This window comes from Hymenobacter terrigena (assembly GCF_054776515.1).
The window spans coordinates 687782-699252 of sequence record NZ_BAAHBU010000003.1 but is presented as its reverse complement, the minus strand read 5'-3'; the positions used below and the strand labels follow the sequence as shown (position 1 = coordinate 699252).

Here is an 11471-nt window from a genome sequence, read left to right as displayed (position 1 = left end):
AATCCTTTCTGTTCCTCGCCCTGCTGCTGTGTTCCTTCTTCGTCCGCGCCAAGTCTGTCACCGTTCGGGGCCGTGGTGCGGGCCCGCGTGGCCGGCCGAATGGGCGCCGGTGCCCGGGCGTAGGGCCGAAGCTGCTGCCTTGGGGCACGACGCGCTTGCACCCGCAGCTTCTGCCTCGAAACCCTGGACACAAGTAGTGGGGAAGTACCTTTGGGCATCCCGCAAGTGTTATATTACCTGCCCTCTTTGCTATGAACAACACCCCACAGGAAGCCACCCGCCTGCAGGCGCTGAAGCGCTACGATATACTGGACACGCCAGAAGACGGCAGCATGAACCGCCTGGCGGCGCTGGCAGCCAAGGTGTTCAACATGCCCATTGTCCTCATTAGCCTGGTGGATGAGGACCGTATCTGGTTTAAGTCGCGCCACGGCCTGGACGTTGAACAGATAGGCCGCGGCGGGGGGCTGTGCGATTCGGCCATTCTTTCCGAGGAGGTGTACATCGTGGAGGATGCCCGCCAGGACCCCCGCACACTGGCCAACCCGCTGGTGGCCGGAGAGTTTGGCTTGCGGTTTTATGCCGCGGCCCCGCTGCAAACCCACGACGGCCACAAGCTGGGCACCTTCTGCCTGCTCGACCAGAAGCAGCGCTACCTGACCGAAGCCCAAAAGCTGATTCTGCAGGACCTGGCGGCCATTGCCATGGACGAGATGGAGCTGCGGCTGGCCGCCCGGCTGGCGGCGCAGGAAAACGCCCGGCAGGTGGCCGAGTTGAAAGAGCAGCTGGCCCGCAAAGCCTAGGCTCAGCGGGCTGCTGCATGTCGTAGCGGATGCGGGGCATGGGATGGGGCGTGCCCGTGCGCACCACGTGCTCGAGCGAGTAGGTGAAGGCTCGCCAGTCGTTCTGCTCGTCGCGGGGAAACACGTCGAACATGTTGCGGCCAACGATGCTTTCGCGCTGCTTCATGGTGGCCGCCAAATATCGGTCGCTGGCGTCCAGAACGGTGTAGTCGGGCGCCATGAGCAAATAATGCTCGGGCAGCTGCTACAGGGAATAGAACGTGCTGGGGGCGGAAAGCGGAGGAGTCATGGCGAAAAAATAACAACAGGAAACAGGCCCTTTACATGCTGCGGAGCCACTCGGCGGCGTTTTCCAGGTTGTGGAACGTCATGATGATAATGCCGGCAGAGGTGCGCTGTACGGCCAGCTCGGCCGAAAGCTGGCTGTAGCGTTCGGGCGAGTAGACCCACGAAAAGTAGCGGCAGCCCGCGGCGTGAAGCTGCGGAAAAAACACGTCGCTGCCCCATTTGGCCGCGTCGGCCCACAGCCCGGTGATGCGGGTGTTGTCGTTGAGCACCTTGGCGCAGCGTTCCTGGGGCAACAGCTCGAGCAGCTTGAGGGCACCCGCCATCACGGAATCATCGTCGAGGTTGCCGTGCCAGTCGAGGTACAGCCAGTCGTTGAGGTAGTCGTATGAGATGGTGAGGGTGGGAACGTCGTAAAGTATTCGGTTGGCCATGGCGTAGTGGAGCTTGTGCGTGTGTACTGGCTAGGCAGGTTGGGGTTGAAAGGAGCTTGGGTGGTGGTTTGCTCCCTTATAGCCGGCAGGGAAGCTTGCAGGCCAACTGCCCGGGAGGCCCGTGCCGGTGGCCGGGGCATTGCCCGGTGAAGTGGCAACGTCCGGGTCTTTAGGGCAGCAGCTGCAGCCAGGCCTGGGCCGCTTCTTCGGAGTCGAACATGCGGTAGGTGAGGGCAGCGGCCTTGGCTTCGGTCATGACCTGGCTGACGGAGAGGCGGGCAAAGACGTCGTGGGGCAGCAGCACGGCACCGTAGATGGTGTCGGTGCCCCGCTGCTCGGCGGAAAGCCAGAAATCGACAATCCACTGACTTTCCTCCGGGGTAAAAGGGGCCAGCAGGCGCTGGTCACCGAGGAGCTTGTTCCAGCCGCGCAGGCGCAGCAGCTGGCCGGTGTGGGTGAGGAAGGCCTGCAGGTGGTGCAGCTTGCGGGGGCCGGGCTCGTAGATGACGTGGGCGTAGCCGTCGGGGTGTTCCAGGACCCGGCCCACGGGGTTGTTGAAGTACAGGCGGGAAACGGGGGCAAGCATGGACAGTTGGGATAATGCGAAGGCAAAGGTATACTTGCTGGAAGGGGTTGTGTTAGTAATGGACAAAGAACTACGACAAGGCCTCAACGGTCGCAGGCCATTGTCCAGCACGTTGGGTAGTAGCGGGAAAATCATCCTGTAGCGCCCCACAGGCGCGGGCTATGGCGTGCTCCCGGTGCTGGTCCACTATTTTCAGGACCATATCCGTCAGGCCGCGGCCCTGCCCCATGCGTACCAGTTCGTGGACCCAGCCATTGCACACTACGCCGCCAGCCCGGTGTACTACCGCCTGAAGCAGGTGAACCTCAATGGCACCTTCAGCTACTCGCCGGTGCGCACGGTGGCCGTGAGCGGCCACGCCGGGCTGGCCCTGTTCCCGAACCCCACCACCCGGGCCACCGCCCTCACCGGCGTCCAGCCCGGCACGGTGGTCACCGTGTTCGACGCCATTGGCCGCCAAGTAACGGCCGCCCCGCCAACCAGGGCGCTACCCGCGCCCATTGCGCGGCCGTCAACACCTGCGCCATGCCCCAAGGAAATCACGGGTAACACTCCCTAGTTATCTGCGCGCTCCACCACAGGCTTTTCGGCGCTGGCCTGGTGGCGCTCGTCGCGCATTTCGCGGGACAGAAAATAGTTGAGCGCTGTGCGGATGATGGCAATGGCCCCAAGCTTGCCCAGCTGCTCCCAGGTAGGCGAAATGGCCGTAGACAGAATATCAGCCCCGAGCTGAAACTCCAAAGCCAGGGCCAGGTAGCGGGCCAGCGTCAGCCGAATGGCGGTGAAATCGGCCGTCTGGCCTCGGCTCAATGCTTTCAGCAATAGCCAGCCCGCGCTGAGAATCCCTAGCGCGATGATAACCGCGCCCACCATTTCCACCCCCAGCTTCAGCCACAGCACCGCGTCGATAACCGTGCTCTCGGCGCGGCCGTGCAGGGAAGTCATGTCGCGGGCCGCTTCGGGTAGAATGGATAAAAAAGAGGTAAGTAGCAACAGCATGGGCGCGGAAAAGGAAACAACGAGCGTGATACGGGCAATGCCAGCCCGCAGCCGGAATTAACCGCCGGCTTTCTTGGCCTTGTAGCCTTCCTTCAGCAGCACTTCCAGCACTTTATCGCGGAAGTCGCCCTGCACGACGATTTCGCCGTCCTTGGCGCTGCCGCCCACGCCGCACTTGGTTTTGAGGAGCTTGCCGAGGGCCTGCAAGTCCCCATCGGTGCCCACAAAACCAGTCACGAGCGTGACCTGCTTGCCGCCGCGCTGCTTTTTATCGAGCTGCACGCGCAGCTGCTGTTGTTGGGGTGGCAGCGTAGCAGCGGCCGCCGGCTCGTTGCTCTGATAGGCGAAATCGGGATTGGTGGAATAGACCACGCCTGTGCGGTTGAATTTGTCTTTCATTAGATATATAGCATTGGTTATTAGGAATTAAACAGCCACCGCCAGCGCCAGTGGCAGCAGTTCCACGTCGAATTCGGTGGCATGGCCCAGGTAGTCACCATCGACGTGGAAGCCAATGGGCGCGGCGGCCGCCACCCGGGCACGCGGCACCCGGAAATATTCGGCCGCTTTGCTCTGCGGCAGCGTGCCCAGGGCCATGGCCAGGCTCACGCGGAAGGCGCGCCCCACGGGCAGGGCATCAATCAGGCACACGTCGAGCAGGCCGTCGCGCAGGTCGGCCAGGGGCGCTATGTAGGCGTTGTTGCCGTATTGCGAGGCATTGGCGAAGGCCAGCACGTAGCAATCTGTGTTGATTTCCTGGCCGTCGAGGTTGGCCTGCACCGCTACTGAACGGTAGCGACGGTACTCGCGCAACGTCACCTGCAGGTAAGTACTCAGGCCCCGCGAGCCGGCCTGAGCGAAGTGCTGGCTCACGTGCGCATCAAACCCCAGCCCGGCTGTGCAGAAAAACGGGTGGCCGTTTATCACGCCCACGTCCATGCGGCTGAAATCGGGCGCGGCTAGCCGGCGCAGGGCGGCGGGCAGGCCCAGCGGCACTTTCAGGTGGCGGGCCAGGCCGTTGCCCGAGCCCTGCGGGATGATGCCTAGGGCGGTTTCAGTGCCCAATAGGCCCCGGCCCACTTCGTTCACGGTACCGTCGCCGCCCACGGCCGCTACTACCGCAAAGCCCTCAGCAGCCGCCTTTTGGGCCAGCTCCACAGCGTGGCCGGCGTACTCGGTGGGACGAATTTCGTAGTCCACTTCCTGCGCGCCGAAATACCGCGCAATCAGGGCCGGCATGTCGTGGCGCTGGCTGGGGCCGGCCTTAGGGTTCAAAATGAAACAGGTTTTGGGCATGGGAGACGCCCAGCACAGGCTTGGCGGAATATTGAAGGAATCAGTGCTTATTCAGTGGTGCGCAATAAGATTAAAATCAGCTGATTTTTCCCCACCTGAATATCCATTACGCTATACGTACAAATAAAAACGCCGCCCGCCCAGCCACAAATGGCAAAGCGGACGGCGTTTATTCGCGGGAGCGGCAATTAGCCGTTCATCTTCTCGCCGAGCTTCTGAATCAAATCAGCCGTGCGGGTCGAATAGCCGGTTTCGTTGTCGTACCAGCCAATTACCTTGGCCAGCGTGCCGTTGGCGGACGTCAGCTCCGAATCGAAAATGCAGCTGTGGGGGTTGCCCACGATGTCGATGCTCACAATCGGGTCGGTCACGTATTCGATGATGCCTTTCAGGGGGCCCTCAGCAGCAGCTTTCAGGGCGGCGTTGATTTGCTCCTTGGTGGCTTCTTTTTTCAGGATGACGGTCAGGTCGGTCATCGAGCCATCCGGCACGGGCACGCGCATGGCCAAGCCGTCGAGCTTGCCCTTCAGCGTGGGCAGCACCAGGCCCACGGCCTTAGCCGCACCGGTGCTGGTGGGGATGATGCTGTAGGCAGCGGCGCGGGCGCGGCGCAGGTCCTTGTGGGGCGCATCCTGCAGGTTTTGGTCCGAAGTATAGGCGTGCACCGTGGTGATGTAGCCCTTCTCGATGCCGAAGGCGTCGTCGAGCACTTTGGCCATGGGAGCCAGGCAGTTGGTGGTGCAGCTGGCGTTCGAGATGATGGTCTCCGAGCCGGTGAGGATGTCCTCGTTCACGCCCAGTACTACGGTGGGGATGTTGCCGGTGGCGGGTGCCGAAATCACTACTTTCTTGGCGCCAGCGGTGATGTGCTGGCCTGCGCCAGCCTCGTCCACGAAGCGGCCGGTGCTTTCCAGCACCACGTCAACGCCCATTTTGCCCCAGGGCAGCAGCTTGGGGTCGCGCTCGGCGAGAGCGGCGATTTTCACGCCATTTACCGTCAGGCTCTCCTCGTCGTAGCTCACGGTGCCATCGAAGCGGCCGTGTACGGAGTCGTACTTCAGCAGGTGGGCCAGCGTTTTGTTGTCGGTCAGGTCGTTGATAGCAACGATTTCCACGTTGTCGCGGCCGAGCAGCGACTTGAAGGTGAGGCGGCCGATGCGGCCGAAGCCGTTGATGGCGACTTTAATTTTTGCCATTGTAAAACAGGTGGGGATTAGTGGCCAGCCGCCACGCTGGCGGCCGGTTGAAACACGGGGCGAAGATAGCAGGCGGGCGCGGGTTAGCCCACATTCTCACGGCAGCCTTAATTATGAGTTCGATTCCCCTACGAACTACGGTGCAGTTCAGCGGGCAGTTCCCCGGTTTCCACCATTGCGGCAAACGGCCAATAGGACGCCATGAAAAATTTTCAGCCTGAAAAACAGTATACTTTGTGCTGAATAGCACTTTTTTTTCTACCAGAACTTGCACGAAACGAAGCGCGCCGTACCTTTGCATCATCAAAACGAACAACGGTCCGTTCGTCTAGGGGTTAGGACAGTAGATTTTCATTCTACCAACAGGGGTTCGATTCCCCTACGGACTACGAATAAGGCCCTCACAGCGATGTGAGGGCCTTTTTTATTTATTCCGTGTCAGTTTCCGTGTCAGTTTTGTTCGCTAGGCCACGTATTTGGCCACCGTGCTCGGTGAGATTCCTAGGGTACGGGCGATAAATCCGTTTGACTTCCCCTCCCCTTTTAGCGCCCGCGCCTGCTCTACCATCACCGGGCTTTTCGTGGGCGCCCCTAGTTTGATGCCGGCGGCCTTCTTCTTGGCCAGTGAGGCCTTGGTGTTCTCCGAAATCTTAATCAGGTCCTGGGCCGCAATGGTGGCCAGCATCGAGACAATCACGTCGCCGAACGGCCCGAGGCTGTCGAGGTAGGGCTCAGTGAAGGATTTGTAGTTGACGCCATGGTCGCGCAGTTCCTTCAGGTACTTGAGCGTGGGCAGGGCCCCTTCCCGGCTGAAGCGGTCCAGCCGCCAGAACACGACCAGGTCGAACTTCTTCTGGTAGGCTTCGAGAAGTAGCTGCTTAAACTGGGCGCGGTCGGACTTGCCGCCCGACACCTCCTCGGTGAACACCTTATAGATGGTGCCGTGCTGCTCGGCAAACTCGCGCAGCTGGTGCACCTAGTTCTCCGGGTCCTGGCCTTTGTCTTTCGTCGATACCCGGGCGTAGATGGCTACTCTCATCCCCGAAATTACTCGTGCAGTATCGTAGATTTATCCCACCCTTTTCTTGTACCCATGAAGAAGCGCATTCGCTTTCACCAAGTTGACCATTCCACCCGCGCTTTACGCAACGCGGTTGGGCTAGCGGTGCGGTTTGAGTTCGTGCCGCTGCTTGACCCGCATCGGGTCATTCCCTTGGTGCATCGCTTTGTCGAGATGGTGGCGACGCACGGACTGGGCATCACCGGGGGGACCGCCGAAGGGAAGGCGTGGTACTTTTTGGGTCTGGTGCCGCACCGGCCAACGCCCAGTGCACAAACCCGGAAAGAGATTAGCGACTGGCTGACGGCGGCACCCGAGATTACAAACGTGCACGTGGGACCCATTGGCGAAACCTTCTACGAAGCATTTGGCCCTGGCAACGGCAGCTGAAATAATTGACTCTTCTCTCTTTCCGACCCTTTCCCTAAACCAAATGCCTGATGGCATTACCCATGCAAGAGGCCTTTCTAACTCGTTCTCTTCACCGCGCCTTGGCCGTAGTGGTGCTGGCCGTCTCCTTGCTTTCTTGGTGGGGATATGCCCTGTTTACCACTGGGGGCCATTCGGAAGCCCGTGAACCTGCCTTGTTTGACCTGTTCTTTTCGATGACCGTCTACAGTATTTTTCCGGCGTTCCTGCTGCTCGGTACGACCCTTTACGCGGCCGTTGTGCGCCGAAGAGCAGGGGAAGCGGTTGCGGGTATTGCGGTACTGGTACTGATGTTCCTACTGGCTCGGAACGGCCTGAACATGATGGAGTTTTATGACTAGTGTGTGCCAGAACCCTCGGTTTACTAAACTACTCCATCAGCTCGGAAAAAGATGGCTAGAAGGCCGCTGCGGCACCTAGTGAGTTTAAGAAACCCGTCTACGATTCAACGTTTACGAAACGCGCCAAGTAGATGAGTTTCGTAAACTCCATCCCCTCCAAAAAACGTCCGTATTCTGGAGGGTTTTAGTAGATGCCCAAACGGCCCGGAAACGCAGGTTTTCCGGGCCGTTTTTTTGCACCGTTTGTTGGAGGCCTCCGAGTTTACGAAATCCATCTACTTGGCGCGTTTCGTAAACGTTGAATCGTAGACGAGTTTCTTAAACTCACTAGGTGCCGCAGCGGCCTATTGGCCATCTTTTGCCAAGGCGCTGGAGTAGTTTTGCAAACCGAGAATTTCAAGCAGCCGCCGTTGAATGGAGGGCGCGGCCTCGATGAGGGGCGACCCTGCCCGTGGATGCCGACCCGTGCCCCCAGCTGCCCACAACCGGCTGATTAGCCGTTTGCCGGGCGTTCTTACCTGATTGAGCCAACCGGAAGATTTCCCGGCAAGAACGTTGAAGAGACCACGCACGGCGGATTTCGTGTCGCTCCCGCAGCCATTTGATTGTGTAACCCCTTTCCCTATAAGGAAAGCAAATTATCGTGCTTTTATGACCAACCTATTTTCGATACCCGATAAGGAAGCGCACGCCCAGCGCTACATGGTTTACGTGCTGACCGTGTTGTGGACCGTGGCGGTCTGCGTGATTGTGGCCATAGGGTACGGGTACTTCCCGCATTTATGGGGGCGGTGGACCGCGATGATTGGGGGGTCGCTCGCCATCGCCCTTATTTGTCTTTCCGTCAATCACGCGGGCCCCCCCCGCGTGGCAAGTGTGGCGTTGGTGGCGCTGCTGTGGTTACTAATGACCGTCCCCTGCTATACCGCCGGCGGCATCTTTGCGCCCGGTATTTTACACCAAATGAGTGTCATCCTGACGGCCGGTTTTTTACTGGGCGGGCGGGGCGGCATGGCCGTTGGCGCGTTCACCCTTGGCGCGGATTACGTATTCGTTTACCTGGAGATGCACGGCTATTTGCCGAAACCCGTGGTGCCTCATACCCCCTTCAGCCGGTGGCTTGTCAGCTTCATTGCGTTTGGGACCCTCCTCGCGTTGCAATACTACGCGACCAATCACCTGCGAACCGCTTTACGCGCGCTGCAACGCCAAATCAAACAACGGGAGGCTGCTGAACGGGTTGTTGCCCAAACGCTGCTCGATTTGCAAGAGCGCGTGAAAGAATTGAACACCTTGTACGCGGTCAGCCGCATTTTGCAGGACGAAGAACTGGCCATCCAAGACCTGATTCGGACCATCGCGGAGGTGCTACCGGGCGGTTGGCAATACCCGGAAATAACGGCCGTTCACATTTCGTTGGGCGAGCTGGCGTACGCCACCCGCAACTACATGCCCTCCCAAAACTGCCTGCGGGCCGCCACCAAAACGAAACGGGGCACCTCGCTGACCCTGGAGGTCGCTTATCCGGAACCAACCGGGGCGGCCGGCGATGTTTCCTTTTTACTGCAAGAACGCAGCCTGCTGGGGGCGCTGGCCGAAATGATTAAAACCAATTTGGAGTGGCGGGAACGCCGGACGGAACTCACCGATTACCGGCATGCCCTGGACGCCGGCTCCATGGTGAGTATTGCAGACGCGAAGGGCTGCTTAACGTTTGTGAACGAGAACCTTTGCGCGCGAAACCAGTATACGGCGACGGAATTGCTGGGAACGGACCAGAACCTGCTATGGGCCGGGCTACAAGACCCCGCCCATCAGGAGGCCTTCACGCAGGCCCGGCAGCAAGGAAACCCGTATCGGGGGGAACTGTGCAGCACGGCCAAAGATGGCCAAATGTATTGGGTAGATGCCGTGATTGTGCCTTTCGTGGATGAAAACGGGCGCGTGTACCAAACGCTTTCCATCAGTTACGACATCACCGCGCGCAAGCAGGCCGCTGATAAGCTAAAAGAAAGCGAGCACTTGCTACGAAAAATCACCAGCCGGTCGCCCGGGAATTCGTACATGTTTGAAATTGAGGAGGACGGCCGAACGGCCCTGCTGTTCATCAACCGCGGGACCGACATATTCAATCATGCCTACGACCTCGACACCTTACAGGCACACCCGGAACTGTTGAGGGAGGTATTGCACGAAGAAGATAAGGACCGGTTCAACGAGGTCATGAAAGCCGCTGGCCGGTCCGGGGCCCCCATCAGTTTTCAATACCGGATTGTGGTCGACCAGGCAATCCGGTGGCGGTGGATGCAGGCCGTGCCCGAAATAAATAAGGCCGGCAACACCATTTGGTACGGGGCGACCAGCGACATCACCCCGCTGGTGGATTACCTGACCGCGATTGAGCAGATGATTTTTGACGTTGGGCACGTCCTTCGGCGGCCTGTTTCCAACCTGCTGGGCCTATCCGCCCTGATTACGAAGCGCGAACTTAGCGGGGAAGAAATCAAGCAATTCTCACACTATTATCATACCATTTCCTTGGAGATGGACCGATTTATTGGCGAGTTGAATACGGCTTATGAACAAAAAAGGAAATCCACCGAATTTCATTTCGACGTTCATCCGCTACTGGATAAAAGAGACTCATTGTTCAGGTAACGACCAGCACGCTGCTAAAAGCGGGAAAAGCGAGGGCATCGTGAGCCGGCTGGCCGTTCCAGGCACCCCGTTCACCGGCTGGACCGCTTTGTGTGCAGCGAGTTGACGCTGGAACAGGTCGAGGAACGCCTGGAGGGGCCTCCCACACCTTGAATCTGCATTCAGCCAAACTGTGATTAAAATTAACGATATCCACTGCGTTCAAATTAGATTTCTTTTTTGAACACTTTTCGGCACCCATCAGAAGGCCCCAAAAACAGTGTTTTTGGGGCCTTTTTTTCAGGGAGTAATTTGAACACCGGATTTATCCCCGGATGCCGTTCTCCAGCTGCACCTGCTTGCGCTCGGCCAGGCCCTCGTCCAACTCGCCCAGGTGCAGCAGCACCGTGAGCTTGTCCTTCCACTCCTTCACATCCGCCAGCTGTGCGGTCTGCACCTTCGACTGCTCCAGCAGCTGCACGAGCACGGCGTAGGTAAGCTCGCCATCGGTGGCCGGCGCGGCACTGGCCGCCGGCAGCGTGGCCCCACCGGTGGCCCCGCCCTCGGCGTAGCCGCGCAGGCGCTTGGCCTCCAGCCACTGCTCGACGGCCGCCACCTGCGGGTCCTGGCGCATCCACTTCGGCACCACGTACTCGTCCTCGTGCACGATGCCGGCCACGGCAAAGCCCGATTGGTCCAGAGGTATAGTGCAATGGAAACGAGCGAGCCAATTGGTCCGCTCGTTTTGGTTTACAGCCAGCGTACGACGGGAAAGACGACGCGGTGGGAGCAAATTAATTCCTGGGCATGTCATGTGAGCCAGGTGCCGGAGCCGTTGGTGCGTGCTGTTTGAATTGTATAGAAAGCTGTTTGATTTCTGGTTTCAGCCGAAAAAAGGATGAGGGAACTTTGTATGGCGTACTGCAACGCGCATTACGGCCACTTACCAAGCGTCAATATCCATGAGCGAGCAAACAGCTAATCAGGCCGTTCTGGCCGAAGCCAAGCGGGCCTCCGCTGAACAATTTACCGGGGTGGCCTTCGCCACGATTCTTGTACCGACGAACGACCCCACGGACTGCGTAGTAGGCGACGTACTTTTCGAGCCCGGCGCCCGCAATAACTGGCACTCGCACCCCGCCGGCCAAGTCCTGCTGGTGACGAACGGAGCGGGTTTTTACCAGGAGAAAGGGCAGCCCGCCCGGCGGCTGCGCGCCGGCGATGCGGTGAGCATCGCGCCCGGCGTGGTGCACTGGCACGGGGCCACGGCCACTAGCGTCTTTGCCCACTATTCCATTACCCCCAACGCCAGCCGGGGCATTGCCGATTGGGGCGTGCCCGTCACGGACGAGGAATACCAGGCGGCGCATGACTAACGGGGCCTGCCATCTGCACTTATTCGGGG

14 protein-coding genes and 1 tRNA gene are annotated in these 11471 nt (G+C 59.6%); 7 read left to right on the top strand and 8 right to left on the bottom strand.

Annotated features, from left to right (window positions below; genetic code table 11):
* The first annotated feature begins 251 nt into the window (after nt 1–251).
* Nucleotides 252–803, top strand: coding sequence for a GAF domain-containing protein (locus tag ACYU7Q_RS16050; protein WP_460610453.1), 552 nt, complete (start codon nt 252–254; stop codon nt 801–803).
* Between the two features lie 320 nt (nt 804–1123).
* On the opposite strand, the gene ACYU7Q_RS16045 is transcribed toward ACYU7Q_RS16050, so the two are convergent.
* Entirely contained in the window at nt 1124–1522 is a 399-nt protein-coding gene (locus ACYU7Q_RS16045; RefSeq protein WP_460610452.1) for a hypothetical protein, read from the bottom strand.
* Between the two features lie 169 nt (nt 1523–1691).
* Nucleotides 1692–2108, bottom strand: coding sequence for a hypothetical protein (locus tag ACYU7Q_RS16040; RefSeq protein ID WP_460610451.1), 417 nt, complete (start codon nt 2106–2108; stop codon nt 1692–1694).
* A gap of 175 nt (nt 2109–2283) precedes the next feature.
* Between ACYU7Q_RS16040 and ACYU7Q_RS16035 the strand changes: the two genes are divergently transcribed.
* Nucleotides 2284–2667 carry a hypothetical protein gene (locus tag ACYU7Q_RS16035; RefSeq protein WP_460610450.1) on the top strand — a complete coding sequence of 128 codons (384 nt, stop codon included), beginning with the start codon at nt 2284–2286 and terminating at the stop codon, nt 2665–2667.
* Here the strand turns inward: ACYU7Q_RS16035 and ACYU7Q_RS16030 are convergent.
* The 4 genes from ACYU7Q_RS16030 to gap all read right to left on the bottom strand — a co-directional run bounded on the left by ACYU7Q_RS16030 (nt 2664) and on the right by gap (nt 5599).
* The gene (locus tag ACYU7Q_RS16030; protein ID WP_460610449.1) at nt 2664–3107 is read right to left on the bottom strand and encodes a DUF1622 domain-containing protein; all 444 of its coding nucleotides are present in this window, start codon (nt 3105–3107) and stop codon (nt 2664–2666) included. The two genes, ACYU7Q_RS16035 and ACYU7Q_RS16030, sit on opposite strands and share 4 nt — an antisense overlap.
* 57 nt (nt 3108–3164) lie before the next feature.
* Nucleotides 3165–3506: a translation initiation factor gene (locus ACYU7Q_RS16025; RefSeq protein ID WP_460610448.1), complete on the bottom strand. Its 342-nt coding sequence runs from the start codon at nt 3504–3506 to the stop codon at nt 3165–3167.
* 27 nt (nt 3507–3533) lie between these two features.
* Nucleotides 3534–4403, bottom strand: coding sequence for a diacylglycerol/lipid kinase family protein (locus ACYU7Q_RS16020; protein ID WP_460610447.1), 870 nt, complete (start codon nt 4401–4403; stop codon nt 3534–3536).
* A 188-nt stretch (nt 4404–4591) separates the two neighbouring features.
* Nucleotides 4592–5599: a type I glyceraldehyde-3-phosphate dehydrogenase gene (gene gap, locus ACYU7Q_RS16015; RefSeq protein ID WP_198066611.1), complete on the bottom strand. Its 1008-nt coding sequence runs from the start codon at nt 5597–5599 to the stop codon at nt 4592–4594.
* 317 nt (nt 5600–5916) lie between these two features.
* Here gap and ACYU7Q_RS16010 point away from each other — a divergent pair.
* Nucleotides 5917–5988, top strand: a tRNA-Glu gene (locus ACYU7Q_RS16010).
* Nucleotides 5989–6062: 74 nt separating this feature from the next.
* Here ACYU7Q_RS16010 and ACYU7Q_RS16005 read toward each other — a convergent pair.
* Entirely contained in the window at nt 6063–6575 is a 513-nt protein-coding gene (locus ACYU7Q_RS16005) for a recombinase family protein (RefSeq protein WP_460610446.1), read from the bottom strand.
* 117 nt (nt 6576–6692) lie between these two features.
* On the opposite strand from ACYU7Q_RS16005, the gene ACYU7Q_RS16000 reads away from it, so the two are divergent.
* From ACYU7Q_RS16000 to ACYU7Q_RS15990, 3 genes are all read left to right on the top strand, one after another.
* Nucleotides 6693–7049: a hypothetical protein gene (locus ACYU7Q_RS16000; RefSeq protein WP_460610445.1), complete on the top strand. Its 357-nt coding sequence runs from the start codon at nt 6693–6695 to the stop codon at nt 7047–7049.
* Between the two features lie 50 nt (nt 7050–7099).
* Nucleotides 7100–7429: a hypothetical protein gene (locus ACYU7Q_RS15995; RefSeq protein WP_460610444.1), complete on the top strand. Its 330-nt coding sequence runs from the start codon at nt 7100–7102 to the stop codon at nt 7427–7429.
* A 651-nt stretch (nt 7430–8080) separates the two neighbouring features.
* Nucleotides 8081–10087 carry a PAS domain-containing protein gene (locus ACYU7Q_RS15990; protein ID WP_460610443.1) on the top strand — a complete coding sequence of 669 codons (2007 nt, stop codon included), beginning with the start codon at nt 8081–8083 and terminating at the stop codon, nt 10085–10087.
* 304 nt (nt 10088–10391) lie between these two features.
* On the opposite strand, the gene ACYU7Q_RS15985 is transcribed toward ACYU7Q_RS15990, so the two are convergent.
* Nucleotides 10392–10745, bottom strand: coding sequence for a hypothetical protein (locus ACYU7Q_RS15985; protein ID WP_460610442.1), 354 nt, complete (start codon nt 10743–10745; stop codon nt 10392–10394).
* Nucleotides 10746–11028: 283 nt separating this feature from the next.
* Between ACYU7Q_RS15985 and ACYU7Q_RS15980 the strand changes: the two genes are divergently transcribed.
* Nucleotides 11029–11442 carry a cupin domain-containing protein gene (locus tag ACYU7Q_RS15980; protein ID WP_460610441.1) on the top strand — a complete coding sequence of 138 codons (414 nt, stop codon included), beginning with the start codon at nt 11029–11031 and terminating at the stop codon, nt 11440–11442.
* Nucleotides 11443–11471 lie beyond the last annotated feature (29 nt).

What these genes read in the sequence shown, in the direction of transcription:
- ACYU7Q_RS15995 (WP_460610444.1), top strand. Translation starts at nt 7,100, where the DNA reads ATGGCATTACCCATGCAAGAGGCCTTTCTAACTCGTTCTCTTCACCGC.
- ACYU7Q_RS16050 (WP_460610453.1), top strand. Translation starts at nt 252, where the DNA reads ATGAACAACACCCCACAGGAAGCCACCCGCCTGCAGGCGCTGAAGCGC.
- ACYU7Q_RS16000 (WP_460610445.1), top strand. Translation starts at nt 6,693, where the DNA reads ATGAAGAAGCGCATTCGCTTTCACCAAGTTGACCATTCCACCCGCGCT.
- ACYU7Q_RS15980 (WP_460610441.1), top strand. Translation starts at nt 11,029, where the DNA reads ATGAGCGAGCAAACAGCTAATCAGGCCGTTCTGGCCGAAGCCAAGCGG.
- ACYU7Q_RS15990 (WP_460610443.1), top strand. Translation starts at nt 8,081, where the DNA reads ATGACCAACCTATTTTCGATACCCGATAAGGAAGCGCACGCCCAGCGC.
- gap (WP_198066611.1), bottom strand. Translation starts at nt 5,599, where the DNA reads ATGGCAAAAATTAAAGTCGCCATCAACGGCTTCGGCCGCATCGGCCGC.
- ACYU7Q_RS16020 (WP_460610447.1), bottom strand. Translation starts at nt 4,403, where the DNA reads ATGCCCAAAACCTGTTTCATTTTGAACCCTAAGGCCGGCCCCAGCCAG.
- ACYU7Q_RS16025 (WP_460610448.1), bottom strand. Translation starts at nt 3,506, where the DNA reads ATGAAAGACAAATTCAACCGCACAGGCGTGGTCTATTCCACCAATCCC.
- ACYU7Q_RS16030 (WP_460610449.1), bottom strand. Translation starts at nt 3,107, where the DNA reads ATGCTGTTGCTACTTACCTCTTTTTTATCCATTCTACCCGAAGCGGCC.
- ACYU7Q_RS16045 (WP_460610452.1), bottom strand. Translation starts at nt 1,522, where the DNA reads ATGGCCAACCGAATACTTTACGACGTTCCCACCCTCACCATCTCATAC.
- ACYU7Q_RS16040 (WP_460610451.1), bottom strand. Translation starts at nt 2,108, where the DNA reads ATGCTTGCCCCCGTTTCCCGCCTGTACTTCAACAACCCCGTGGGCCGG.